Source organism: Allobosea sp. P2_B12 (genome assembly GCF_056404835.1).
Genome location: NZ_JBFUDG010000005.1, coordinates 230,724 through 256,563, shown reverse-complemented (window position 1 = coordinate 256,563; position 25,840 = coordinate 230,724). Strand labels below are relative to the sequence as shown.

Annotated in this window: 20 protein-coding genes and 1 riboswitch; of the genes, 8 read left to right on the top strand and 12 right to left on the bottom strand. The window is 68.8% G+C overall.

Features of this window, described 5'->3' with window-relative positions; translation table 11 throughout:
* Nucleotides 1–36 precede the first annotated feature (36 nt).
* From AC1DYU_RS14820 to trxA, 5 genes are all read left to right on the top strand, one after another.
* Nucleotides 37–759 (top strand): nucleotidyltransferase family protein, encoded by a 723-nt coding sequence (locus AC1DYU_RS14820; protein ID WP_476792409.1) that lies wholly within the window; start codon nucleotides 37–39, stop codon nucleotides 757–759.
* On the top strand, nucleotides 752–3,859 hold the full coding sequence (addB, locus tag AC1DYU_RS14815) for a double-strand break repair protein AddB (RefSeq protein ID WP_476792289.1): 3,108 nt from the start codon (nucleotides 752–754) through the stop codon (nucleotides 3,857–3,859). The genes AC1DYU_RS14820 and addB overlap by 8 nt, the downstream gene beginning before the upstream one ends.
* Complete coding sequence (gene addA, locus AC1DYU_RS14810; protein WP_476792288.1) at nucleotides 3,856–7,344, top strand: double-strand break repair helicase AddA; 3,489 nt, start codon at nucleotides 3,856–3,858, stop codon at nucleotides 7,342–7,344. The genes addB and addA overlap by 4 nt, the downstream gene beginning before the upstream one ends.
* Nucleotides 7,344–8,006 carry a DUF1345 domain-containing protein gene (locus tag AC1DYU_RS14805; RefSeq protein WP_476792287.1) on the top strand — a complete coding sequence of 221 codons (663 nt, stop codon included), beginning with the start codon at nucleotides 7,344–7,346 and terminating at the stop codon, nucleotides 8,004–8,006. The genes addA and AC1DYU_RS14805 overlap by 1 nt, the downstream gene beginning before the upstream one ends.
* A gap of 130 nt (nucleotides 8,007–8,136) precedes the next feature.
* The gene (trxA, locus tag AC1DYU_RS14800; RefSeq protein ID WP_158484416.1) at nucleotides 8,137–8,457 is read left to right on the top strand and encodes a thioredoxin; all 321 of its coding nucleotides are present in this window, start codon (nucleotides 8,137–8,139) and stop codon (nucleotides 8,455–8,457) included.
* A gap of 139 nt (nucleotides 8,458–8,596) precedes the next feature.
* Here trxA and AC1DYU_RS14795 read toward each other — a convergent pair whose 3' ends face one another.
* Nucleotides 8,597–8,995 carry a DoxX family protein gene (locus AC1DYU_RS14795; protein ID WP_158484417.1) on the bottom strand — a complete coding sequence of 133 codons (399 nt, stop codon included), beginning with the start codon at nucleotides 8,993–8,995 and terminating at the stop codon, nucleotides 8,597–8,599.
* A gap of 308 nt (nucleotides 8,996–9,303) precedes the next feature.
* On the opposite strand from AC1DYU_RS14795, the gene AC1DYU_RS14790 reads away from it, so the two are divergent.
* Nucleotides 9,304–11,451, top strand: coding sequence for a transglycosylase domain-containing protein (locus tag AC1DYU_RS14790; protein WP_476792286.1), 2,148 nt, complete (start codon nucleotides 9,304–9,306; stop codon nucleotides 11,449–11,451).
* 4 nt (nucleotides 11,452–11,455) lie between these two features.
* Here the strand turns inward: AC1DYU_RS14790 and AC1DYU_RS14785 are convergent, their stop codons facing one another.
* From AC1DYU_RS14785 to AC1DYU_RS14755, 7 genes are all read right to left on the bottom strand, one after another.
* Nucleotides 11,456–12,652, bottom strand: coding sequence for a multidrug effflux MFS transporter (locus tag AC1DYU_RS14785; RefSeq protein ID WP_476792285.1), 1,197 nt, complete (start codon nucleotides 12,650–12,652; stop codon nucleotides 11,456–11,458).
* Nucleotides 12,653–12,728: 76 nt separating this feature from the next.
* Nucleotides 12,729–13,469 (bottom strand): M48 family metallopeptidase, encoded by a 741-nt coding sequence (locus AC1DYU_RS14780; RefSeq protein WP_476792284.1) that lies wholly within the window; start codon nucleotides 13,467–13,469, stop codon nucleotides 12,729–12,731.
* 65 nt (nucleotides 13,470–13,534) lie between these two features.
* Nucleotides 13,535–14,281: a hydroxyethylthiazole kinase gene (locus AC1DYU_RS14775; protein WP_476792283.1), complete on the bottom strand. Its 747-nt coding sequence runs from the start codon at nucleotides 14,279–14,281 to the stop codon at nucleotides 13,535–13,537.
* Nucleotides 14,278–16,170 carry a phosphomethylpyrimidine synthase ThiC gene (gene thiC / locus AC1DYU_RS14770; protein WP_476792282.1) on the bottom strand — a complete coding sequence of 631 codons (1,893 nt, stop codon included), beginning with the start codon at nucleotides 16,168–16,170 and terminating at the stop codon, nucleotides 14,278–14,280. The genes AC1DYU_RS14775 and thiC overlap by 4 nt, the downstream gene beginning before the upstream one ends.
* A gap of 77 nt (nucleotides 16,171–16,247) precedes the next feature.
* Nucleotides 16,248–16,351: riboswitch (TPP riboswitch) on the bottom strand.
* 37 nt (nucleotides 16,352–16,388) lie between these two features.
* Nucleotides 16,389–16,586: a hypothetical protein gene (locus AC1DYU_RS14765; protein ID WP_476792281.1), complete on the bottom strand. Its 198-nt coding sequence runs from the start codon at nucleotides 16,584–16,586 to the stop codon at nucleotides 16,389–16,391.
* An 88-nt stretch (nucleotides 16,587–16,674) separates the two neighbouring features.
* Nucleotides 16,675–16,971, bottom strand: coding sequence for a hypothetical protein (locus AC1DYU_RS14760; protein ID WP_476792280.1), 297 nt, complete (start codon nucleotides 16,969–16,971; stop codon nucleotides 16,675–16,677).
* Nucleotides 16,972–17,118: 147 nt separating this feature from the next.
* Entirely contained in the window at nucleotides 17,119–18,204 is a 1,086-nt protein-coding gene (locus tag AC1DYU_RS14755) for an OmpA family protein (RefSeq protein WP_476792279.1), read from the bottom strand.
* 1,267 nt (nucleotides 18,205–19,471) lie between these two features.
* Between AC1DYU_RS14755 and AC1DYU_RS14750 the strand changes: the two genes are divergently transcribed.
* The gene (locus AC1DYU_RS14750) at nucleotides 19,472–19,756 is read left to right on the top strand and encodes a DUF1127 domain-containing protein (RefSeq protein ID WP_476792278.1); all 285 of its coding nucleotides are present in this window, start codon (nucleotides 19,472–19,474) and stop codon (nucleotides 19,754–19,756) included.
* A 49-nt stretch (nucleotides 19,757–19,805) separates the two neighbouring features.
* A complete protein-coding gene (locus AC1DYU_RS14745; RefSeq protein WP_476792277.1) occupies nucleotides 19,806–21,146 on the top strand; it encodes a tetratricopeptide repeat protein in 1,341 nt (446 codons plus the stop codon).
* Between the two features lie 153 nt (nucleotides 21,147–21,299).
* Here AC1DYU_RS14745 and AC1DYU_RS14740 read toward each other — a convergent pair whose 3' ends face one another.
* Genes AC1DYU_RS14740 through AC1DYU_RS14725 form a run of 4 tightly spaced genes read right to left on the bottom strand, consistent with a single transcriptional unit; the run spans nucleotide 21,300 to nucleotide 25,787 of the window.
* Nucleotides 21,300–22,199: a polysaccharide deacetylase family protein gene (locus AC1DYU_RS14740; protein ID WP_158484428.1), complete on the bottom strand. Its 900-nt coding sequence runs from the start codon at nucleotides 22,197–22,199 to the stop codon at nucleotides 21,300–21,302.
* A gap of 14 nt (nucleotides 22,200–22,213) precedes the next feature.
* Nucleotides 22,214–23,923: a dipeptide ABC transporter ATP-binding protein gene (locus AC1DYU_RS14735; RefSeq protein ID WP_476792276.1), complete on the bottom strand. Its 1,710-nt coding sequence runs from the start codon at nucleotides 23,921–23,923 to the stop codon at nucleotides 22,214–22,216.
* Nucleotides 23,920–24,807 carry an ABC transporter permease gene (locus AC1DYU_RS14730; RefSeq protein WP_476792275.1) on the bottom strand — a complete coding sequence of 296 codons (888 nt, stop codon included), beginning with the start codon at nucleotides 24,805–24,807 and terminating at the stop codon, nucleotides 23,920–23,922. The genes AC1DYU_RS14735 and AC1DYU_RS14730 overlap by 4 nt, the downstream gene beginning before the upstream one ends.
* A 5-nt stretch (nucleotides 24,808–24,812) precedes the next feature.
* Nucleotides 24,813–25,787, bottom strand: coding sequence for an ABC transporter permease (locus tag AC1DYU_RS14725; protein ID WP_476792274.1), 975 nt, complete (start codon nucleotides 25,785–25,787; stop codon nucleotides 24,813–24,815).
* Nucleotides 25,788–25,840: the final 53 nt, after the last annotated feature.

Here is a 25,840-nt window from a genome sequence, read left to right as displayed (position 1 = left end):
GTGACTGCATCGGGATCGACACCGATCCGCCGGGCCATGGTGCTGGCAGCCGGTCTCGGACAGCGCATGCGCCCGATCACCGACACGCTGCCCAAGCCGCTGGTGGCCATCGGCGGCAAGCCGATGCTCGACCATGCGCTCGACCGGCTCGCGGAGGCCGGCGTCACCGAGGCGGTGGTCAACGTCCATCACCTCGCCGGGCAGATCGAGGCGCATGTCGCCTCCCGGACCAACCCACGCGTGACGATCTCCGACGAGCGGGCGCTGCTTCTGGAGACCGGCGGCGGCGTGAGGAAGGCGCTGCCCTTGCTCGGCCGCGAGCCGTTCTTCCACGTCAATTCGGATTCGCTCTGGAGCGAGACGGGGCGCTCCAACATGAGCGCGATGGTGGACGTGTGGGATGGCGGCGCCATGGACATGCTGCTGCTGCTCGCGCGCCGCGAGGGCAGTGTCGGCTTCGATGGACGCGGCGATTTCTTCCGCGCCGATGACGGGCTGCTGACGCGTCGCGGCAGCGCGGAGAGCGCACCTTACGTCTATGCCGGCGTCGCCATCATGAAGCCCGAGCTGTTTGCGGTCACGCCCGAGGGGCCGTTCTCGCTCAACCTGCTGTTCGACCGGGCGATTGCGGCGCGGCGGCTGCACGGCCTCGTGCTCGAAGGCCAATGGCTGCATGTCGGCACGCCCGAGGCGATCGCCCCCGCCGAAGCCGCCTTCACCGAAGCCGCTTTGGCGGCAGCGACAGAGGCCCATGCCTGAGCTCAACCTCTTCACCATTCCGGCCGGCGCCCCGTTCCTGGCGGCGCTGGCGCAGGCGATGGTCGAGGGCCGCTTCGGCACGATCCATGACCCCAACGATCCCGCCGCGATGGCGCGGACGACGCTTTATCTGCCGACGCGACGGGCGGCGCGCGCCTTCGCCGCCTGCCTGTCCGACAGGCTCGGCGGCCGGCCGCTGCTGCTGCCGCGGATCATGCCGCTCGGCGATGTCGACGAGGCTGAGACCGCGCTGATCGGCGCCGGCGCCTTCGCGCAGGAACGGACCGCGCCGATCGACGCGCTGGCGCGGCGCATGATCCTGACCCGCCTGGTCGATGCCTGGGGACGCACCGCCAATCGCAGCCATCTCCGGCTCGACCCGTCCGAGCCCTCGCTGGTGCCGGCGACGCTGGCGGAGGCCTATGGGCTGGCCGGCGATCTCGTGGCCCTGCTCGACCAGATGCAGACCGAAGGCGTCGCGGTTGCGCGGCTGGGCACGCTCGACGCTGCGCGCTTCGACCGGATCTGGCAGCTCAATGCGAGCTTCCTCGCCATTCTCGGCGAAGCCTGGCCGGGCATTCTGACCGAGCGCAGTGCCTGCGATCCGGCCGATTTCCGCAACCGGATGCTGGCGGCAGAGCGCGAAAGGTTGCTGGCTGGTGGGGCAAGCGGACCGGTCATCGCCGCCGGCTCGACCGGCACGGTGCCCGCGACCGCAAGGCTGCTGGCGGCGATCGCGCGCTTGCCGAACGGGGCGGTGGTGCTGCCCGCCCTGGATCTCGATCTGCCCGATCCGGCCTGGGACGCGATTGCGGCAGAACCGGCCCCCTCGCACCCGCAGGCGGCGCTGCACCATCTGCTCGACACGCTGCAGGCGACCCGCGCCGATGTGCGGGTTCTGGCTGAGGCGGACGCACCACGCGCCGCGCGGTCGCGGCTGTTGCGCGAAGCGCTGCTGCCGGCATCGGTCACAGAAAGCTGGGCCGATCTGCGCGAACGTCTCGACGATGACGAGGCCGGGCTCGGGTTCGAGGGCGTGCGCCTCGTTGAGACCGCCGATGAGCGGCAGGAGGCGCTTTCGGTCGCGCTCGCGTTGCGCGAGACGCTGGAGGAGCCCGGCCGGCAGGCGGCGCTGATCACCCCCGATCGCGGACTGGCCGAGCGCGTCACCGTCGAGCTGAAGCGCTGGGGCGTCGAGGTCGACGATTCCGCCGGCTTGCCGCTGGCGCGCTGGCCGGCGGGCTCGCTGCTGCGGCTGATCCTCGAGGCGGCGCTGGCGCAGATGACGCCGGCTACGCTGGTGCCACTGCTGGCGCATCCGCTCTGCCGCCTCGGGCTGTCGCGTGAACAGGTCGAGCGCGGGGCCTCGGCGCTGGAGATCGGGCTGTGGCGCGGCGTCGCCGTCGGCAAGGGCCTGGCCGGGTTGCATGAAGGGCTGGCGCAATGGGCGGAACTGAAAGGCGCGACCCATGCACCGCGCCCGCGCCGGCGGCTCGATGACAGCGACGAGGCCGCCGCCACTAATGTGCTGAACGGGCTCGGCGGGGCGTTGGCGCCCTTGCTGGAAGCGCTTTTCCTGCACGAACCCGACCTCGATCGCGTAACGCAAGCCGCAAAGAGCGCAGTCGAGGCGGTGAGCACCGACGAGGACGGCAACGCCTGCGCCTTTGCCGGTCCTGACGGCGAGGCGCTGGCCGGCCTGTTCGACGATCTCGCTGCCGCCCAGCCCGACATGCCGGCGGGCGGCCGCCCGCAGGATTTCGTTGCGATCCTCGACGGGCTTCTGGCCGAGCGCGTCGTGCGTCGCAGCGGCGGCGGCCATCCGCGCGTCAAGATCTGGGGCCTGCTCGAAGCCCGCCTGCTCGAAGCCGACCATGTCGTGCTCGGCGGGCTGAACGAGACGGTTTGGCCGCCGGAGACGAAGACGGATTCCTTCATCAACCGGCCGATGCGGACGGAGTTGGGCCTGTCGCCGCCGGAACGGCGCATCGGCCAGACCGCGCATGACTTCGTCATGGCGCTGGGCGCTCGCTGCGTGACGCTGACCCGCGCTCGCAAGGCGGGCGAGGCCGAGACGATCGCCTCGCGCTTCTGGCAGCGGCTCAAGGCCGTGACGCCGGCGCCAGTCTGGACGGAGGCGCTTGGTCGCGGGGCGCGGCTGACGCAGATGGCCGCCGAGCTCTCTGCCCCCGCCGCGACCCGCCCGGTGGCACGGCCGGCGCCGCGTCCGCCGCGGGCGCTGCAACCGCAGGCGCTCAGCGTCACCGATGTCGAGACGCTCTATCGCGACCCCTACCAGATCCATGCCCGCAGGATCCTGAAGCTCGACGCGCTGCAGGCGCTGATCGAGGACCCCACGGCACAGGATCGCGGCAGCCTGTTGCACGACATCGTCGAGACCTTCGCCAGAACCTATCCCGAGCAATTGCCGACTGACGCGCTGGGGCAGTTGGTCTCGATCGGCGAGCTGAAGTTCCAGGCATTCGCGGATACGCCGGAGGTGCGGGCCTTCTGGTGGCCGCGCTTCCTGATCACCGCCGGGCATTTCATCGCCTGGGAACAGCGGCGGCGTGCCGACATTGCCCGGATCGGCGTCGAACTCGCGACAGGAACCGAATTCACGCTGGCCGACGGTTCCCGGTTCCGCCTGAGCGGCCGGGCCGACCGGGTTGAACTGACCCGCGCGGGCGTCTTGCGCATCATCGACTTCAAGACCGGGGCGCCGCCGAGCAAGGCGCAGGTCGAGAAGGGGTTCGCGCCGCAATTGACGCTGGAGGCTGAGCTCGCGGCGCGGGCGGGCTTTCCGCCGCTGGCCGGGCCGACGCCGGTCGAGGCGCTGCTTTATCTCAAGCTTCATCACGACCCGAAGGGCTGGGCGAAGGACAAGCCGCTGGAGTTCGATGGCGAGACGCTGGCGGATGTCGCGGCGCGCCATCTCGACCGCCTGCTGGAGCATCTCGATGCGCTGAGGAGCGGGCGCGAGGCTTATGTTTCGCGGCGCGCGCCGGACTATATCCGCTATGCCTCCCCTTACGACCACCTGGCGCGGGTCAAGGAATGGTCGGCCGCCTCCGAGAGCGATGAGGGGGGCGAGCCATGAAAGACGGCTGGATCGTCCCGGCCCTGACGAACCAGCGCCAGTCGCTGGCGGCGAATCCGCGCCTCAGCGCCTGGGTCTCGGCCAATGCCGGCTCGGGCAAGACGCATGTGCTGGTCAACCGCGTTTTGCGGCTGCTGCTCGACGGCGTCCCGCCCGGCCGGCTGCTCTGCATCACCTATACCAAGGCCGCCGCCGCCAATATGGCGAACCGGGTGTTCGCGGCGCTGAGTGCCTGGGCGACGATGACCGAGGACGATCTCGTCGCCGCTCTGACGACGCTGACCGACGCGGCGCCGTCGCTGATGCAGCGGGCGGATGCGCGGCGGCTGTTCGCGCAGGCGCTGGAGACGCCGGGGGGCTTGAGGATCGAGACGATCCACGCCTTCTGCACGCGTGTGCTGCAATCGGCGCCGTTCGAGGCCAATGTGCCGCCGCGCTTCGAGGTTGCCGACGACCTCGCCCAGGCCGAGATGCTGCGCGAGGCGCGGCGGGAGCTGCTAACCGCCGTCGCTGCCGCGCCCGATGGCGCCGAGGCGCGGGCGCTCGAGCTGCTCGCCCGGCAGGCGGCGCAGGATACTTTCGAGGCGATGATGCAGGAGGCGCTGCGCCAGCGCGCCCTGTTCAGCGACGCCGATGGCCGCGCCCGCGATCCCGAAGAAATGCGGCAGGGCATCGCGGCGGTGTTGGGCATCGCGGCCGATCTCGACGGCGACAGCGTGAAGGCGCGCTTCCGCGACGATCTCGCGGGGGTCGACGGGCTCGGCGCGCTTGTCGAGGCGCTGGCGGCCGGCAGCCAGACGCGGCAGAACTTCGCCGCGACCTTGCGCACGTCGCTGGCTCGCGCCGACGACGGCGACCCGGTGGCGTTCTGCCGGCGCGGCTTCCTGACCGAGGCCGGCACGGTCAACAGCAATATCAGCGGCAAGGGCAAATCGGCCTTCGAGGGCGCGCTGCAGGATACGCTCGATGCGCTGGCAGCGACGCTTTGCCAGGCGATCGACCAGCTCAACGCCATCGCCATCCGCGACCGCAGCCATGCGCTGGCGCTGCTGGTGACGCGGATGCTCGCCTCCTACCAGCGCCAGAAAAGCGAGCGCTCGCTGCTCGACTATGACGACCAGATCGCCAAGACGCGCTCGCTGCTGACGCGGGTCGAGGCGGCCTGGGTGCTCTACAAGCTGGACGCCGGCATCGACCACATCCTGCTCGACGAGGCGCAGGACACCAGCGAGGCGCAATGGGCGATCCTGCGCAAGCTCGCCGAGGAATTCAGCGCAGGGGCCGGCGGACGCGAGGAAATCGGGAAGCCGCGCACGGTCTTCGTCGTCGGCGACGAGAAGCAGTCGATCTACGGCTTCCAGGGCGCCGCTCCGGCCGCCTTCAACCAGCAGCGGCGGGAACTCGGGCAGCGTATCACCGAGGCCGAGCAGCGCTTCGAGCCGATCAGCCTGAACACCTCCTTCCGCTCGGCGCCGGACATCATGCAGGCGGTCGATGCGGTCTTCGCCGTGCCGGAGCATGCGCGCGGGCTGGTCTTCGACGGCTCGGACCGGCCTGAGATCCACGACACCGTTCGCCGCAATGTCGCCGGCTGCGTCGATCTCTGGCCGCTCTGCGCCAATGACACAGCCGAGCCGCCCGATGCCTGGACGACGCCCGTCGATGCGCCCGAGCGGCGCAGCGGCACCGCGAAGCTGGCGCAAAGGATCGCGACCACGCTCGCCGGCTGGAGGCGCCGGGGCGTGGACGATCTCGGCAATCCGTTCGCGCCGGGCGATGTGATGATCCTGCTGCGCCAGCGCGGGGCCCTGTTCGAGAACATCGTCAAGGCACTGAAGGATGCGGACGTGCCCGTGACCGGCCGCGACCGGCTGACGCTGGCAGAGCATCCGGCGGTCGAGGACCTCGTCGTGCTCGGCCAGACGCTGCTCCTCCCCGAGGACGACCTGACGCTGGCGACCGCGCTGAAGACGCCGCTGATCGGGCTCGACGATGACGATCTGATGCGGCTGGCGCCTGGCCGGACGGGGTCGCTGCGCGCGGCGTTGCGGCAGGCCGGCGAAACCGAGCCACGCTATGACGCCGTGGAGCGGCAACTGAGCGAGTACGCGACGGAGGCCGCGCGCTGCGGGCCGTTCCGCTTCTTCGCCGGGCTGCTCGGCCCCGGGGGCGGGCGCAACCTGGCGCTGGCGCGGCTTGGCGCAGAGGCCGGCGATGCGCTCGACGCCTTCCTTTCCGCCGCGCTCGGCCATGAGCGCCGCTACGGGCCGTCGCTTGCCGGTTTCCTCGCCCATATCGCGGGTGCCGCGACCGATGTGAAACGCGACCTATCGTCGAGTGCCGGCGAGGTACGCGTCATGACCGTGCATGGCGCCAAGGGGCTGGAGGCGAAGATCGTCATCCTCGCCGATCTCGCGCCGGAGCCGGGTGCCAAGCGCCTGCCGAAGATCCTGGCAATCGAACCGCCGCGCCGGCAGGCCGTGCCGATCTGGCCGCCAGCCAGCGCCGAGGATGCCGCGGCGACCGCGAGCGCAAAGGCGCGCGTCGTGGCGCAGATGGTCGAGGAGCATCACCGCCTGCTCTATGTCGCGATGACGCGGGCGGAGGACCGGCTGATCGTCTGCGGGGCGCAGGCCAAGGGCGAGGCATTGCAGGGAAGCTGGTATGCGATGATCGCGTCGGGCCTCGCGGCCTCCGATGCTGGGCTGGCCGAGATCACCGAGGGCGAGGATACGATCCTGCGCTTCATGACCTCGGCGCCGCGCCCGCAGGAGGTTGCTGAGAGCGAGCCGACACCGCCGCCTGAGGCCATGCCGGCCTGGCTGCGGACGCCCCCGCCCCGCGAGGACGAGCCCGCCCCGCCGCTGAAGCCCTCCAGCGCGCTCGCCGCCGCCGACGCGCCGGATCGGCCGGTGGACGGCCCCTTCCTGGCCTCAGCTGCCGCAGCCGGGCGCTTCGCGCATCTGCTGCTGCAGATGCTGCCCGAGGTCGCGCCCGACCAGCGCGCGGCCGTGGCGCAGGCGCTGGGACTGGCGCGCGCCGGCAACGTCACCCTGGAGAGGCGCGCGAGCATCATCGCGGATGCGCTGGCGCTGCTCGCCGACCCGGCGCTGGCGGCGCTGTTCGGACCGGATTCGCTGGCGGAGGTGCCGATCTCGGGCCTGATCGAACTGACCACCGGCGAGAAGCGCCCGGTCTCGGGACAGATCGACCGCCTGGCGATCTCGGCCACGGAGGTCATCATCGCCGACTTCAAGACGACGGCGCGCCCGCCGCGTGATCAAGCCGCAATCCCCGAGACCACGCTGGCGCAGCTTGCGGTCTATCGCAGGCTGGTCGGGCAGATCTATCCGGGCCGGCAGGTGCGGGCGCTGCTGGTCTATACGGCGACGCTGACGCGGCTGGAGCCCGCCCCTGCGCGTCTCGACGCCGTGCTGGCTCGCCTCGGCCAGCCCCTGGCGCCTGAAGTGATGGAGCCGACCTGATGAGACTCCTTCCGCGTTCCCTGCTGGTGCGTCCGCGCCTCCTGATCGCCCTCGGCGCCATCGTCGCGCTGGCGCTGCTGCTGCCGGGCGACTGGCGCTGGACGACGCGATTGATGATCGCCTGGGATGCCGGAGCGGTGCTCTATCTTGCCTTGCTCTCGGCGACGATGCTGAGCGAGACCGTCGAGCAGATCAGGGCCCGCGCCGAGCGGCAAGACGAGGGCGCGGTGGCGATCCTGGTGATCGCCTGCCTGGCGGCCAGCGCAAGCATCGCCGCGATCGGGCTGCAGTTGTCGGGGTTGGGCGCTATTCCGGCCGGCCAGCGCGGGCTGCATCTCGCGTTGGGAGGCTTCACGATCCTGTGCTCCTGGACGGTGCTGCACGCTTTCTTCACGCTGCACTATGCGGGGGCCTATTACGCCAAGGACGAGAGCGAGCCCTGTCTCGATTTTCCCGGTAAGCGCGACCCGGACTATGTCGATTTCCTGTATTTCGCCTACACGATCGGCTGCACCTCGCAGACCTCGGATGTCGCCGTGACGACGCGCGGCGGGCGGGGCCTGGTGCTCATCCACTCGATCCTGGCGTTCATCTTCAACACCAGCATTCTTGCGCTCGGCATCAATGTCGGCGCCAGCCTGGTCTCGGGCGGCGGGTCGTGAGCAGGCTTGAGCATGTGCGGGGGACAGACCGGACCCTGCGGCGGCAGCGCCTTGACCCTGGCCCCGGGCATTCATAGCTTGCCGGATGAAGGCGGCGCTGCCGCCAAACATCTGTGAAAGGCGACAAGCCATGGCGACGACCAAGGTGACCGATGCAAGCTTCGAGGCGGATGTCCTCAATTCGAGCGAACCGGTCGTGGTGGATTTCTGGGCCGAGTGGTGCGGTCCCTGCCGCATGATCGGACCGGCGCTCGAGGAGATCGCCGGCGAGATGAACGGCAAGGTCAAAATCGTGAAGATGAATGTCGACGAGAATCAGGCGATCCCCGCCCAGTTCGGCATCCGCTCGATCCCGACCCTGATGCTGTTCAAGGACGGCAAGCTGGCCTCGCAGAAGGTCGGCGCCGCGCCCAAGAGCGACCTGTCGCGCTGGATCGCCGCTGCCGTCTGAGGCCAAGGTCTGCTGAGAGCAAGCTTCGCTGAGGCGAAGGTCCCGGCGAACAAAAAAGGGCCCGCCATCCGGACAGGATGGCGGGCCTTTCACATTCAGAGTTGCCGCTTGAGATCGAAAGCTCAGGCGCTCTTAAAGCTCAAGAGCTCTTGCGGTTGTCGATGCTGAAGGCACCGGCGCCGGCGCAGACGAGATAGAGGAAAATAAAGCAGTACAGGATCGCCGCATCACCACCGTTCAGCAGCGGATACATGCTGCGCGGCGCATGGAACATCCAGTAGGCGTAGGCCATCTCGCCGGCCAGGACGAAGGCGACCGGGCGGGTGAAGACGCCGAGCAGGATCGCAAGGCCACCAAAAGCCTCGAGGATCGCGCCGAACCAGAACAGGGTGAACATCGCCGGCAGGCCTGAGGCCGGGGGCGCGGGGAAGCCGAACAGCTTCTGCGTGCCATGGGCGATGAAGATCAGCGCCGTCACGATGCGCAGAGCACCCAGCGCATAGGGAGAGTAGCGAGCGAGGGAGTTGAAGGCCGACATTGAGGTCTCTTTCTGCGGTGCGGATTGCGGATCGGGAGATCGATCGGGCCAATGGCCGAACGTCCGGACGTTTCCTTGGTTTTTCAGCTCTTTCAGCCTGATGACGGATTGTCGCAGGTGACGCAATACGCGGACGCGGCAGAGCACAGCTTGCAGGATTGCAACATCTTCACGTTGCCGCGACCAGATTTCGCAGGAAGCGGCGCACGAGGCTTAACTACCCCTTAAAAGCGCCATGTTTCACTCCTGTCTGGAGCCTTGCCGCGTGTTGTTCAGGATCAACGCGGCGATCGGCGTGACGGGGCAGGATGAACGACCGGACGAGACGGGCTGAGCGGCGCGAGCCCTCCTTCGCACAAGGACGAGGCGAAAGCCGCGACGACTTCGACATGCGCCTCTCAGATGACGACCGTCCCGCACGTGGCCATCGCGCTCCACCGCGCCAGGAATCCCGCAACCAGCCGCGACGCGACAAGCGCGGTGGCGGAGGCGGCGGCCGGCGGCGTGGACGCAGGGGCCGCTCCCTCCTCGGCGGCCTGTTCTACTGGACGATGGTGCTCGGCCTGTGGTGCGCCATCGGGCTTGGTGGGCTCGTCGCCTATCACGCCGCGCAGTTGCCGCCGATCAACCAGCTCACGGTGCCGAAGCGGCCGCCCAACATCGCGATCCTGGCCGCCGATGGCTCGCTGCTCGCCAATCGCGGCGAGACGGGCGGGCGCACCATCACCATCGGCGAGGTGCCCCCCTATCTGCCCAAGGCCTTCGTGGCGATCGAGGACAAGCGTTTCTACGATCACTTCGGCATCGACCCGGTCGGCCTGGCGCGCGCCATGGTCAACAATCTGCGCCGCAGCGGCGGCGTCCAGGGCGGCTCGACGCTGACCCAGCAGCTCGCCAAGAACCTGTTCCTGACGCAGGAGCGCACCGCCGCACGCAAGATCCAGGAGGCGATCCTGGCGCTCTGGCTGGAGCGGACCTATTCCAAGGACCAGATCCTCGAACTCTATCTCAACCGGGTCTATTTCGGCTCCGGCGCCTATGGCGTCGAGGCGGCGGCGCAGCGCTACTTCAACAAATCGGCGCGCTCGGTCACGATCGCCGAAGCCGCGATGCTGGCCGGCCTCGTGCAGGCCCCCTCGCGTCTGGCGCCCAACCGCAATCCGGAAGCCGCCGAGAAGCGGGCCCAACTCGTGATCGCGGCGATGGCGGATCAGGGGCTGATCTCGCAGGCCTCGGCCAAGACGGCGCTGGTCGCTCCCGCCGAAGCCTCCGAGCGGGTTGGTGCCGGCTCGGTCAACTATGCCGCCGACTACGTCATGGACGTGCTCGACGATTTCATCGGCGCGGTCGAGGGCGACGTCACGGTGCTGACGACGATCGACCCGAAGCTGCAGGCCTCCGCCGAGACGATCCTGGTCGAGGCGCTGAATGCGCAAGGCGCCAAGCAGGGTGTCGGACAGGGCGCCGTGGTCTCGATGACGCCCGACGGCGCGATCCGCGCGCTGATCGGCGGGCGCGACTACACCAAGAGCCAGTTCAACCGCGCCACGGCGGCCAAGCGCCAGCCGGGCTCGTCCTTCAAGCCCTTCGTCTACCTGACCGCGCTGGAACAGGGCCTGACGCCGGACACGATCCGCGACGATTCGCCGGTGACGATCAAAGGCTGGACGCCGGAGAACAACAGCCGGACCTATCGCGGCCCGGTGACGCTGCAGACGGCGTTCGCGCATTCGCTCAACACGATCGCGGTCAAGCTGAACCAGGAAGTGACGCCCCGCGAGGCGGTGCGTACGGCGCAGCGGCTCGGCATCTCCTCGGCGCTGCAGGCCAACCCCTCGCTGGCGCTGGGCACCTCCGAAGTGACGCCGGTCGAGCTCACCACCGCCTATGCCACCTTCGCCAATGGCGGGCAGGCGGTGCTGCCCTATGTCATCCGCGAGGTGAAGTCGCTCTCGGGCAAGGTGATCTATGCGCGCAAGGGCACGGGCTTCGGCGCCGTGGTGCAGCCGCAGACACTGGCGATGATGAATTCCATGTTCCATGAGGTCATGGTCAGCGGCACCGGCAGCAAGGCCAACATCGCGGGCTGGGAGGTCGGCGGCAAATCCGGCACGACGCAGGATTTCCGCGACGCCTGGTTCGTCGGCTTCACGGCACGGCTGGTGACCTCGGTGTGGCTCGGTAATGACGACAACAGCACGATGAAGCGCGTCTTCGGCAGCGGCCTGCCCGCCGATATCTGGGCCAGATACATGCGCGCCGCCCATGCCGGAATGCAGCCGGCGCCGCTGCCGGGCGGGCTCTGGCATGGCGCGCCGAAGTCGATCTTCGACAACGGCGCACCCGTCGCCGGCGGAAGGCCGCCCGCCAACACCCAGACGGCCGACAGCGACCGCGCCTGGATCCCGCCGGCGCCGCAGGAGAAGAACTTCCTGGAACGGCTGTTCGGCGGCTGATCCGTCAGCCCTTCGCCGCCCGCACGGTAGCGCTCGCCCTAAACAGCACGAGCGCGGCGACCCCGATCGCCGACATCACCAGCGGCAGGGGCAGCGCGCCGCTTTTCAGCGCGTGACCGACAAGAAGACCGATACAGGCCGAGAACAGCATCTGGCAGAGGCCGGTGAAGGACGAGGCTGCGCCGGCGCGATCCGGGAACGGCATCATCGCCGAGGCCTGGGCTTGGGGCATGGTGAGTCCAACGCCGCAGGCATAAAGCGCCATCGGAACCACGACTCCCAGTGGCCCGCCAAAGCCGCTGGCGACGCAGATCAGCATGGTCAGCCCGCCCCCGGCGAGGCAACGCACGCCGAGCGCGATGACGCCGTCCATGCCGCGCCTGCCGACCAGACGCTGGGCGATGATCGTGCCGAGAATAAAGCCGAGCACGGCGAAGCCGAAGGACAGCCCGTACTGCACCGGCGTCAGGCCATGGATGTCGATCAGCACGAAGGACGAGCCGGAGATGAAGGCGAACAGCCCGCCATAGGCCAGCGCGGTCAGCCCGACATAGACGCGGAAGGCGCGGTTTTCCAGCAATGTGCCGAAGCCGCGGAAGATCGCCATGAGGGAGAGCGGCTCGCGCGAGCGGCTCCGGACGGTCTCGGGCAGGAAGACGCCTACCACCGCAGCGAGCAGCGCGGCAAAGCCAAGCGAGGCGACGAAGGTCGAGCGCCAGCCGAAGGCCTGCTGCAGCACCCCGCCGAGCACCGGCGCAATCGCCGGCACCAGCCCCATGATCATGCCCATGCGCGCCAGTTCGCGGCCAGCACGCGCCCCCTCATAGAGATCGCGCACCATGGCGCGGCCAAGCACGATCGGGCCCGACGCGCCAAGGGCCTGAACCGCGCGGGCGATGGTCAGGGCCTCGATCGAGGGCGCAAAGGCGCAGGCTAGCGTCGCCGCCATGAAGATGCCGAGCCCCGTCAGCAGCACCGGTTTGCGGCCGAGTCGGTCGGAGAGCGGTCCCCAGAGAATCTGGCCGCCGGCGAAGCCGAACAGGAAGGCGGAGAGCGTCGCCTGCGCGCCGGCAACATCGGTTGCCATCACCCTGACGATGTCTGGCAGGGAGGGCAGGTAGAAATCGGTCGAGAGCGGGCCGAGCGCCGTCAGCATGGCGAGGACGGCGGTCATCGCCAGCGTGTCGGGGCGGAGTTTCATGGGATGGGCGGCCTTGCGTGAACGGCAGGCAGCTGTCTAGGCCCAGCCCGTCAGACTGTCGAGGTTTGGCCGCCGCCTACCCGAAGGCGTGCAGCCCGGCGCCGTGGCGCTTGAGCCAGGCCTCGGCTTCTTCCGTGCGCGGGCAGAGCTTGTGCGTCAGGGCCCAGAACCGGTGCGAATGGTTCATTTCCTTGAGATGGGCGACCTCATGGGCGGCGAGATAGTCCAGCACCAGCGGCGGGGCCAGGATCAGCCGCCAGGAGAAGTTCAGATGCCCTTGCGAGGAGCATGAGCCCCAGCGGCTGGTGGTGTCGCGGATCGTGATCTTGCGGGCGGGGATGCCGAGCGCCGCGGTATGCCGGCGCACCGCCTCCTCCAGATCCTCCAGCGCGGCGCGGCGCAGGAAATCCTTGATCCGGCGCGGGACATGGGCGCTCTCGCCGGCAACGGCGAGGATCGGCTGATCGTCCTGGTCGACCGTCGCATGGGTGACGCCGCGCGCCTTCGACCAATGCACGATGCGGTGCGGCTTGCCGCGGAACGGCACGATCTGGCCGGGCTCGAAGGGTACGCCGAGCGGGCGCTTGGCCACCCGCGCCGCGATCCAGCCGCCATGATTCTCGGCGAAAAGCCGCCCCGTGGCGAAATCGGCGCGTTCGGGCAGCGTCAGGGTGATCTCGCCGGTGGCCTGCGAGACGCGCAGCGTCATCCGGCGCGCGCTTGCCCGGCGCTTGACCGCCACGGGATAGAGCATGCCGCCATGGGGCACCTCGATCCGCTCCGGATCGGGCTTGCGCTTGAACAAAGAGAGCCGCATCGGCCGCGATTGTGCGGGATTCGTCGCCAATGCGGAAGAGGCTTGTCGAGATCGCAGCGTCGCGCTCAGCCCATGCGGGCGGCAAGCGTCGCTTCGTCGAGGGTTGCCAGCGCATCGACGAGATGCATCGCGAAGCTGCCGGGCCCGGCGCTGCGCTGCGCTGCGATCTCGCCGGCAATGCCGAAGGCCGTCAGCGCCGCGCCGGCCGCCAGTCCTAGATCAGGCTCCACGGCGCAGCAGGCCGCGACCAGCGCACTCGATGCACAGCCGAGCCCGGTGACCTTCGTCATCCAGGGATGGCCGTGAGCGATCTCGAACCGGCCGGACGGCGCCTCGATCCGGTCGATCGCGCCCGTGGTGATGCGGGTCGTGCCTGGCGTCGTGGCGAGCAGCGGCGCGAGCGCCGCCATCTCGGCCGCGTTGCCGCGTACGACGGCGCCGGGCAGGCGCAGTATGTCCGCGGCCAGCCGCATCCGCAGCGGCGACAGTTCGACGAAGACCGGGTCGAGGACCAGCGGCTTGCCGTATTCCTGCGCCACCTCCAGCAGCTTCGGGATGGCGCGTTCGCCCTCAGAGCTGATCGTGCCGAGATTGATCAGGATCGCGCCGGCGCCCGCCGCCACCGCCGCGACCTCGTCGGGATGAACAGCCATCGAGGGGATGGCCCCGAAGGCGAGCAGCATGTTGGCGGTGACGTTTTGCGCCACCGTGTTGGTCAGGCAATGCACGCGCGGCCGCTGCTCCGTCACGCGCGACAGCACGCGCGCGACGGTTTTCGTATCGAGGCCGAGGCTGCCGGCGGTCAGGCTCATTCGGCAGCGGGCAGATACAACTTGCCGGCCTTGTCGAGGAATTCCTGAGACTTCACCGCCATACCCTCGCTCGCCATAGCTTCGAGATTGGCGCGCTCATTGTCGCTCATCGCCAGCACCTCGGCGCGCAGATCCTGGGTGATCTTCATCGAGCAGAATTTCGGCCCGCACATCGAGCAGAAATGCGCGACCTTGTGAGCGTCCTTCGGCAAGGTCTCGTCGTGGTAGCTGCGCGCCGTATCGGGGTCGAGCGCCAGATTGAACTGGTCCTCCCAGCGGAAATCGAAGCGGGCGCGGCTGACCGCGTCGTCCCTGATCTTGGCCGCCGGATGCCCCTTGGCGAGATCGGCGGCGTGGGCTGCGATCCGGTAGGTGATGACGCCGGTCTTGACGTCGTCGCGGTTGGGCAAGCCGAGATGCTCCTTGGGCGTGACGTAGCAGAGCATGGCGCAGCCATACCAGCCGATCATCGCCGCGCCGATGCCCGAGGTGATGTGGTCATAGCCCGGCGCGATGTCGGTGGTCAGCGGTCCCAGCGTGTAGAAGGGCGCCTCGCCGCATTCGCGGAGCTGCTTGTCCATGTTTTCCTTGATCTTGTGCATCGGCACATGGCCGGGGCCCTCGATCATGACCTGGCAGCCCTTCTTCCAGGCGACCTGCGTGAGTTCGCCCAGCGTCTCCAGCTCGGCGAACTGGGCGCGGTCATTGGCGTCGGCGATCGAGCCCGGCCGCAGGCCGTCGCCGAGCGAGAACGAGACATCGTATTTGCGCATGATGTCGCAGATCTCGTCGAAGCGCTCGTAGAGGAAGCTCTCCTTGTGATGCGCCAGGCACCAGCGCGCCATGATGGAGCCGCCGCGCGAGACGATGCCGGTGACGCGGCTGGCCGTCAGCGGGACATAAGGCAGCCGCACGCCAGCGTGGATGGTGAAGTAGTCGACGCCCTGCTCGGCCTGCTCGATCAGCGTGTCCTTGAAGACCTCCCAGTCGAGCTTGATCGGATCGCCGCCGACCTTCTCCAGCGCCTGGTAGATCGGCACCGTTCCGATCGGGACCGGCGAGTTGCGCATGATCCAGGAGCGGATGTTGTGGATGTTGCGGCCGGTGGACAAATCCATGACCGTATCGGCGCCCCAGCGGATCGCCCAGACCAGCTTCTCGACCTCCTCGGCCGCGCCTGAGGTCACCGCCGAATTGCCGATATTGGCGTTGATCTTGACCAGGAAGTTGCGGCCGATCGCCATCGGCTCGAGTTCGGGATGGTTGATGTTGGCCGGGATGATGGCGCGTCCGCGCGCGATCTCGCTGCGGACGAATTCGGGCGTGACGAACTCCGGCACCGAGGCGCCGAAGCTCTCGCCATCGGCATGGCGCTCGCGCGCGCCCTCCAGCATCGCGGCGCGGCCGAGATTTTCGCGATGCGCGACATAGATCATCTCGGGCGTGATGATGCCGGCGCGGGCGAATTCGTATTGCGTCGCCATCTGGCCGGCACGCGCCGTCAGCACCGGGCGCTCCGCCGGACAGGCCGGGACCGTCTGCTCGGGCGAGATGTTGCCGTTGTCGGCGGCCGTCACCGCCCGCCCCGGCACCGTGTCGAAGCCACGCGCCGCCAACCAGCCGCGCCTGACCTGCGGCAGACCGGCATTCAGGTCGATCGTCACGTCGATCTCGGTGAAGGGACCCGAGGGATCATAGATTCGGACCGCCGGCTCGGAATCGGTCGTCAGCACGACCTCGCGGAACGGCACCCGGATCGAGGCGTCTTCCGGCGTCGGCACGTAGATCTTGCGCGAGCCGATGATCGGCCCGGTGGTGACGCCGGTCGGCGCGCCGAAAGTGCGGGCGGCGCGGGCATTGTCTTTTGGAGGTTTGGTGTGGGTGTTCATGGGATCTCCGCCTTGGTTCAAGGGTCAGGAGATCCGGCGTCGAAGCGGTTCAAGCGCTGTGATGCGGACGCAGATATGACGGCGCCGCGTTCCAGTCCCTCCGCCGGTATGACCCGGATCAGGTTCGATGGGTTCGGCCTGACGGCCATCTCAGCTCTTGCGAGCACCCCTCGGAACGATCCGAAGATTAGGCGGGTCAATGACGATACGCAACCGCCTCAGGCGGTGATGTCGACGGCCTGTCCCTGGCCAGCCGGCAAGCTCGCCTGGGCCTGTTCGACACTTTCCTGCAGCAAAGCGACGACTGCCTGGTCGGACGCCGCCTGCTGACGCAGCATTTCGGTCTGCAGAGCCTGCTGCGTCGAAGTGGCTTGCGCCACGGCGAAGCTCTGCGCGATGGCTAGGGAATCACTCATGAACACGCCTCCTGCCGCTGGCATAGGCTGAGGACATTGAGCGATCGTAAATCAGGACCGACGAAGGCGTTCTTTCTGCCCAATGCCCTCAGGGCGCGATGATCGACTGGACAGGACGGGGCATTGGCACCTCGCGCTCCGGCCGGGGCTGCGCGATGTGCGCCTGCTGGCGACGCTCGATCCGGCCACGGGCCATGGCGCTTTCGACAAGGACTGCATCGGGATCGATCCTTACAGGCGCGGGGGCGACCGTCGCTGCGGGGATGTGCGGGCGAGACATCGGTGGCAACGGAGCCACCACCATGGTTTGCGCCGTGGCGATGGCCGGGATGGCGACCATGCCGGTCAACAGGGCACCGGCCAACAGGTTGCTGTGAACATGCATCGGCTTACTCCTTTGTCATCCTCACCCCATGGCCCGAAATGGCCTTGTTTTGGATGAAACGACGCGAGCGCCTTGGTGGTTCCACAGGTGCGGCATCAAAAAGGCCGCCTCGCGGCGGCCTTTTCCTTGTCGTCTGGATTTGCCCGATCAGCCGCCCTGGCCGGCCAGCAGCGGCGTGATGCGCCGGAGCGTGACGCGACGGTTCTGGCGTTCGGCCTCCTGCGTCGGGACCTTGAGATATTGCTCGCCATAGCCCTGCGTCGTCAGGTTCTCAGGTGGCACGCCGAAATCCTTCGTCAGGATTTCGGCGACGGACTGGGCCCGACTATCCGAGAGCGACAGGTTGTCGACGTCGGGGCCGACGGCGTCGGTATGGCCCTCGACCAGGAAGACCTCGTTCGGAGAGCGCTGCAGCGCCCGGCGGATCGATTCCGCGATGACCGACAGGCGCTGCGCCTGACCGGCCGGGACAGCCCAGGAGCCCGACTCGAAGGTCACGGTGTCGATGTCGACGCTACGCATCCGGGCGCGCAAATCCGGCGAATAGCGGACTTCGTCGAGCGTGTAGCGTCGCGGGATCGGCGCGACCGGCGGCGAGACCATGGTCTCGTAGATCAGCTCCTGGTCGGCCTGTTCGGCATCGACGATGTAGCGCTCGCGCGGGATGCGCAGCGCGGGCCGTTCGAGCACGACGATCTCGTCCGAGAAACGATCGCTTGGCCGGTCGCGCCGGGTGTTGTCGATGATGATGACCTCGCGCCCTTCGCGGTCGAGCCGGGTGCGCCGGATCAGGCGTCCGTCGGCGTCGGTCACGGTGACGATGCGGCTGCCGTCGGCGCGCTCGAAGACGGTGCGGTTCTCGTCGCCGCGCCGCTCGGTGCGGCCTTCCAGGCCGAGATCGCGGAAGCGCTGCGACTCGTCGCGGCGGATGATCGTCCGGTCGTCGTCGCGGATGATGGTGCGGCCGGGCTCGCGGATGATGGTGACGTCGCCTTCGCGCCGCTCCTCGCGGCGGCCGCGCACATCCTCGAGCCGATTGGCGCCTTGCGTCGCCATGATGCCGCCGATCACGCCGGCACCGATCCCGATGGCAGCGGCGCCACCGAGCCCGATACCGCCGCGGCGGCCCTGACGCGGGTCCGCGGCCGGCGGCTGGCCGGGGGCGGAAGGCTGGCCGGGGGCCAGCGCGGGAGCGGGAGCAGAAGGCTGGCCGGGAGCCGTGCCAGGAGCCACCGGAGGGGCGGCCTGCGTCTGGCCAGGGCGAGGCTGGCCGTCACGCGGCGGGGGCGGAGCACCGGGTACCCTGCCCGCTGGCGGGACGGCTGGTGCGGTCTGCGGCGCTGGAGCAGGAGCGGCCGAGGGCTGTGTCGGCGCTGCTGGCGGAGGAGCGGCCTGCGCCGGGGCCGGCGGCACGGGTGCTGACTGGGTCTGGGGCGCCGGGGCCGGCGCCGTGCGCGGCGCGGCCGGGGCGCCGGGCCGAGCCGGCGCGGGTTGCGGGGCTGTGCTCCGCGGCGCCGCCGGCACAGAAGGAGCGGGGGCGGGCTGCGGTGCGCGCTGGGCGGGAGCCGCGGCCGGGGGAACCGGGCGTGCGGGATCGGCACCCGGCGGACGCGGCGGCGTCGGACGGACAGTAGGTTCGCCAGTCGCGGGCGGCACGGGTATCGGCCGGGCGGCGGGCTGGCCCGGAGCGGGAGCAACTGGCGCGGTGATCGGCGGCGCGGCGCGCGGCATCGGCGGGTCGCGCCGGGGCTCTGGCGCGGCGCTGGGTGGCGCGGATGGCGGTGGCGCAGCCTGTGCCGGCACCGGAGGACGCGGGGCCGCGGGCGGAGCCGCAGACGGGGCTGGAGGCGCAGCCGGGCGCTGCACCGCGGGAGGCGGACCGGCCGGAGACGGCGCGCGCGGAGCCGGCGCACCGGGCGCCGCGGGAGCGCCGGGAGCACGCGGACCGCCAGGCGCACGCTCACGGCGCGGTTGGCCAGGCTGATCATCGGCCGGCGGAGGCGCCTGGGCGAGCTCGAAGGATGGGGGGAGTATTGTCGCGGGAGCCGCAAAGCCGCCTTGCGACAGGACGACCGCGGGGAGGATGGTCCCGACCAGAAGCCAGTTCTTGCTGCGCGTCATGATGTCCATTTCCTGTTCAACTGCGAGCAAGAACGCACCGGATGCGCTGAACCCGTCCTGAACCAAAAACGGCGGAAATCGGGCTTGGTTCCCCCCTGCTGCTGATTTGCCAGCGTCACGCCAGACCTGGGGGGATCGCGCCCGGGCGGGGGCGGACGCCTTTCCGGCTGTACCGCGCGGAACAGGCAAGCGCCGCCTCGCCCCGTAAATCCTCCTCCGACAGCAACGCTCCATTCCGGGGCGTGCGACGTTCGAAGGACCCACCATCATGTATGCTTCCAGACACGACGACGATTGCATGGGCTGCGCCGGGCCGGCGCGGCAGGCGTGCAAAGTCCGGCCCAGCATCCGGCCTCTTGCTCCCGCCCTCTCAACCGGCTTGGCCCGCACCTCGGCCCTGACCTCGGCCCTGCTCGGCGACCAGCTCCGCTTCGAGGTCAACGGACCTTTCGACGGCGACAACGCCGAACCGAGGCGTTCCAACTGGGTCTCGCGCCTCCGCGCCGGCCTCGCCGCTTTCCGCCACAAAGCTGCGGAGCGGCGGCGCAATCGCCAGATCGCCCGCGAATTGTCTGTGCTCGACGACCGCACGCTCCGGGATATCGGCCTCAGCCGGTTCGATATCGACGCGGCGATCGCCCGCACGCGGCGGGGCGGGCGCTGACGCGGCCCGCACACCCGCATATCCCCAACCCATCCAAGGTATCAGACCGATGTTTTCCCAAGACCATCACGGCAACGCGCTTTCGGGCGCGAGCCACGCCGCAGCCGACGCCTTTTCACAGGCGGTCTCCCAGTTCGCGATCTTCTCTGGCGACCCCGTCGGCGCTGGCGAAGCGATCATCCAGGACGAGCCCGACTGCGTCATGGCGCATGCGCTCCATGCCTGGCTCTATCTGCTCGGCACTGAGCCGGCCGCCATTCCGGTCGCGCAACTGACGATCGAGCGGGCGCTGAAGCTGCCGGCGACGACACGCGAGCGCGGCCATCTCGCAGCGCTCGCCCATCTCAGCGAGGGGCGCTGGCACGAGGCCTCGCGCGTCATCGAGGATGTCGCGATCGAGAACCCGCGCGACCTGCTTGCCTTGATCGCAGGCCACCAGCTCGACTTCTTCACCGGCAATGCCCGGCTGTTGAAGAACCGCATCGCGCGGGCCCTGCCGGCCTGGTCGCCGGACATGGCCTCGCATCACGCCATGCTCGGCATGCACGCCTTCGGACTCGAGGAGAACGGCGAATACGCTCTCGCCGAGAAGCAGGGCCGCGCTGCGCTCGCCGCCGCGCCGGCCGATGGCTGGGCCCGTCATGCGGTGGCGCATGTGCTGGAGATGCAGGGGCGTCACGACGAGGGCATCGCCTTCATGCGCGACGACATCGCGACCTGGACGCAAGGAAGCTTCCTCGCGGTCCACAACTGGTGGCATCTGGCGCTGTATCACCTCGAACTCGGCCAGATCGACGAGGTCCTGGCTCTGGTCGATGGGCCGATCTTCGGCGGCATGCCGGTGCAGATGCTGGAGCTGATCGACGCCTCTGCGATGCTGTGGCGGCTGCATCTGCGCGGGATCGATGTCGGCGAGCGCTGGACCCGGCTCGCGGAGCAGTATCAGGCGCGCTGGTCGGCGGGGCTCTACGCCTTCAACGATCTGCATGCGCTGATGGCCTTCATCGGCGCCGGTCGGCGCGACCTCGTCGAGGCGGTGCTGGCGCAGCAGCCTGTCGCGGCGCTCTCGGCTAGCGACAATGCCGGCTTCAGCGGCGATGTCGGCTATCCGCTGATGCGGGCCTTCACGGCCTTCGGCGAGAGGCGCTATGCCGAGGCGGTTCGGCTGATCCGGCCGGTGCGCCATATCGCGGCGCGCTTCGGCGGCAGCAACGCCCAGCGCGACGTGATCGAGCTGACGCTGATCGAGGCCGCGCTACGGGCGCGCGACGAGCCGCTGGCCCGCGCGCTGGCCGGAGAGCGGCTGGCTGCCAAGCATGAAAGCCCGCTGGCGCGGCTCTTCGCCAAGCGCGCCGGGCTGACCATCGCGGAGGCGCCGCTGGTGGCGTAGCCTTCCCCAGCGACCCACACGCGCCGTCATCCCGGACGCAGCGAAGCGGAGATCCGGGATCCATGCCTGAACCGTTTAGGAATGGATCCCGGATCGGCGCGGCTTCGCCGCTTGTCCGGGATGACAGCGCATCTCAGAGCCGGCGCAACAATTCTAAATGCCGGATTCCGCCTTCACGAAGGCAGCGATCTCGGCGTGGCTGGCGAACCAGACATCCGGCATTTCCTTGATATGCGCGATCAGCTTCTCGAGGATCCAGATGCGCGAGCGATAGGTGATGACATGCGGGTGCATGGTCAGAAGGAACAGCCCGCCCTCCTCATAGGCGCGGTCGAACTCGCGGCGGAAGATGTCGAACACGACCTCAGGCGCCGTGTAGGGCCGCAGCGCCTGGAAGCGGTTCATGTTGAAATAGACCGCGTCGTCGCGAATCCATTCGACCGGCAATTCGACCATGCCGGTCGGCTCGCCCTTCTCGACGATCTCGTAGGGATCGTCGTCGGCAAACAGCGATGAATCGTAGAGCAGGCCGAGTTCGCGCTCGATCGCCAGGGTCACCTCCGAGAAATCCCAGGATGGCGTGCGCATGCCGACCGGGCGGACGCCGGTGATCTTCTCCAGCGTGTCGGCGGAGCGCAGATGCAATTCGCGCTCGGCATCGGGAGGAACTGCAGTGTTGACCTCGTGGATCCAGCCATGCAGGCCGATCTCGTGGCCCTCGGCGATGACGCGGCGCTGTTCGTCGGGATAGAGCAAGGCGGTGACGGCCGGCACGAAGAAGGTCGCCTGGATGTCCTCCTTCTTCATCAGGTCGAGGATGCGGGGCATGCCGACGCGGTTGCCGTACTGGCCCCAGGACAGCCGCCCGACCGACTTTCCGCCATCGCGCAATTCGTTGGTCTCATGGTCGACGTCGAAGGAGAGCGCCACCGCGCAGCGCGCGCCATTCTTCCACTTGGCCGGCTTGAGATTGCGGCCGGCGCGGACGCGGTCGACCTTGGCGCGCCAGGTCTCTTCGGGCCACTGCCAGGGCAGGAGTTCGGGTTCGGACATCATGGCTCTCCTTGTCAGGCGACCGGCAGCACCGGCACCGCCGCCAGCAGGCGCTTCGTGTAGGCGTCGCGCGGGTTGTCGTAGACCTCGCCGGCCGGGCCGCTCTCGACGATGCGGCCACGGTGCATGATCGCAACGCGATCGCAAAGATGGCGCACCACCGAGAGGTCGTGGGAGATGAAGAGCAGCGTCAGGCCGAGCTCCTGGCGCAGGCGGATCAGCAGGTTGATGATCTGCGCCTGGATGGAGACGTCGAGCGAGGCCACGGGCTCGTCGCAGACCACGACATCGGGCTGCATGGCGAGCGCGCGCGCGATCGCGACGCGCTGGCGCTGGCCGCCGGAGAACTGGTGCGGGTAGCGCCCGGCGAAGGCGGGATCGAGCCCGACGGCGGCGAGCCATTGCGCGACATAGGTTCCGGCTTCCGCGCGGCTGACGAGTCCATGGGCGAGCGGGCCTTCACTGATGCTGTCGCCGATGCGCATGCGCGGGTTGAGCGAGGCGAAAGGGTCCTGGAAGATCGTCTGGATGCGCGTCGTGATCTTGTGGGGCCGATCCCCCTCGCTCATCACATGCTCGCCGTCGAGCAGGACATGGCCGCTGTCGGGCGCGTAGATGCCGGCGACCATGCGGCCGAGCGTCGACTTGCCGCTGCCGGATTCGCCGACCAGCCCCAGCGCCTCGCCGCGCGCGATCGACAGGCTGACCGCATCGACCGCCTGCACCAGCGGCAGCGGGCCGGCGACTCCAAGCTTCTGCCCGAGCAGGCGCAGCACGCCGGATTTGCGCTGGAAACGCTTGCCAACATTCTCGATGACGACATAGGGCAGATCGGCGCTGCGCTTGCCCGATTCCGCCTGACGCGGCAAGCGTGGCGGCGGGGCCGCATCCGTGCCGGCGCCGCGCGCCAGCAAGGCGCCGGGCTTGGCCCGCGAGGGCAGCGAGTCGAGCAGCCCCTGCGTGTAGGGGTGCTGCGGCCTGGTCAGCACATCAAGCACAGGGCCGGCCTCGACGATCTTGCCGTAGCGCATGACGCAGACATGGTCGGCGATCGAGGCGACGGTGGCGAGGTCGTGGCTGATCCAGATCAGGGCGGTGCCGAGTTCGGCCACAAGCTCCTTCATTTCGGCGAGGATCTCGGCCTGGATCGAGACGTCGAGCGCGGTGGTCGGCTCGTCGCAGATGATCAGCCTCGGCCGGTGCAAAAGCGCGATCGCGATCGCGACGCGCTGGCGCATGCCGCCGGAGAACTGGTGCGGATAGAAGTCGATCTTGGTCTCGGGATCGGGGATGCGGACCTGGGCCAGCGCCGCGATCGAACGCTGCCGGCGTTCCGCGCCCGAGACGTTCTCATGGGCCTCCAAGGCCAGGCCGATCTGCGCGCCGATGGTCAGCATCGGGTTCAGCGTCATCATCGGGTCCTGGAAGACCATCGAGATCGCCTTGCCGCGAATGGCGCGCAGCTCCGCCGGCGGCAGGCCGACGAGTTCGCGACCCTCCAGCTTGATCGAGCCATGCTCGATGTGGCCGGGCTGGTCGATCAGCCCGATGATCGAGAAGCCGGTGATGCTCTTGCCCGAGCCGGACTCGCCGACAAGGCCCATGACCTCGCCGCGCTTCAGGCTGAAGGAGACGCCGTCGACGGCCTTCACCACGCCGGCGCGGGCGTGGAAGTATGTGGCGAGGTCGCTGACCTCCAGCAGCGGTTGGGTCGAGCCGCTCATCGCTTCAGCCTCGGATTGACCTGGTCGCGGATGCGGTCGCCGACGAGGTTGATCGCGACGATCAGCACGATCAGCGCGATGCCGGGATAGATCGAGATCCAGTAGCGGCCCGAGAGCATGTACTGGAAGCCGTTCGAGATCAGCATGCCGAGCGAGGGCTCGGTGACCGGCAGGCCGACGCCGAGGAAGGACAAGGTTGCCTCCAGCGCGATGGCGCTCGCGACCTGCACCGTCGCGACCACGATCAGCGGCGGCAGGCAGTTGGGGAAGATGTGCTTCACCACCACGCGCCAGGCCGGCAGCGGCGTCGAGAGCACGGCCTCGACATAGTCCTTGCCGCGCTCGGCCGAGGCCGCGCCATGGGCGGTGCGGGCGAAATAGGCATATTGCGCCGCCGCCAGCGCGGCGATGAGCTGGACCTTGCCCTGGCCGAGCAACGCCGAGAGCACGAGCGCCAGCAGGATCGCCGGGAAGGCGAGCTGGAGATCGATCACCCGCATGATGAAAGCTTCCCAGCGGCCGCCGACATAGGCCGCGCCGATACCCAGCGTGACGCCGACGGCAAAGGCGAGCGAGCCGGCGATCAGCCCCATCTGCAGTGAAATCCGCAGGCCGTAGAGGATGGCGGAGAACAGGTCGCGCCCCTGCGCGTCCGTGCCGAGGATATGGGTGTAGCCGGCCGTGCCGACATAGCCCGGCGGGCGGCGGGCATCCATCAGGACGAGATTGGCGAGATCATAAGGGTTCTGCGGCGCGACCAGCGGCGCGAAGATCGCGACGCCGAGCATCAGAACGACCACGACGAGCGCCGCGACCGCGACCTTGCTCTCGCGGAATTCGGCCCAGAAGCGGGCGGCAGGCGACACTTCCCTGACAGTCGACATCTGGCTCATCGCGAGCCCGCCCGGCGCAGGCGCGGATCGAGCCCGACATAGGCGAGATCGACGAGGAAATTGATCATGATGAAAACGAAGGAGACCAGCATCAGATAGGCGACCATCACCGGACGATCGAGCGAGGTGATGGAATCGATGATCAGCTTGCCGATGCCGGGCCAGGAGAAGATCGTCTCGGTGACGACAGCGAAGGCCAGCGTCGAGGCGAATTCGAGGCCGAACACGGTGACGAGCGGGATCGCGATCAGCCGCAGCACATGCCGGCGCAGCACGGTCCATTCCGACAGGCCCGCCGCGCGGGCGAATTTGACGGTGTCCGACAGCATCGCCTCGCGGGTGCCGGCGCGCGCCAGCCGCGTCATCAAGGCGAGCTTGAAGAAGGCGAGGTTCGCCGCCGGCAGCAGGAGATGGGTGAGGCCGTTGGCGGTCAGGAAGCTCCATCCGACGCCAAAGATGGCAAAGGTGTCGCCGCGCCCGCCGGCCGGCAGCCATTGCAGTTCGACCGCGAAGGCGATGATCAGCACGAGACCGATCCAGAAGGTCGGCACGGAAAAGCCGAGGATCGAGATCGTCATGATCGCCTTGGCCGCAAGGCCGTCTGGCCGGTAGCCGGCATAGATGCCGGCAGGGATGCCGATGATCGCCGCGCCGAAGACCGCCGCCAGCGTCAGCTCCAGCGTCGCCGGCAACCGCGACAGGATCAGCTCCAGAACCGGCATGCCGAAGACGAAAGAACGGCCGAAATCGCCGTGCAGGATGCGCCCGAGAAAGGTGAAGTACTGGCGGTAGAGCGGCTGGTCGAGCCCGTAGCGCGCGATCGTGTCGAGCCGGATGTCCTGGCTGACATCGGGGCCGATCAGCACGTCGATCGGGTTGCCGATGGCATAAACGCCGACGAAGACCAGCGCCGACATGACCAGCATGACGACGAGCGCCTGCCCCAGCCGGCCGAGGATGTGGCCTAGCATGGTACTGCCCGCAGGCCAGATCCCACAGCCCTCATCCTGAGGAGCGCCACAGG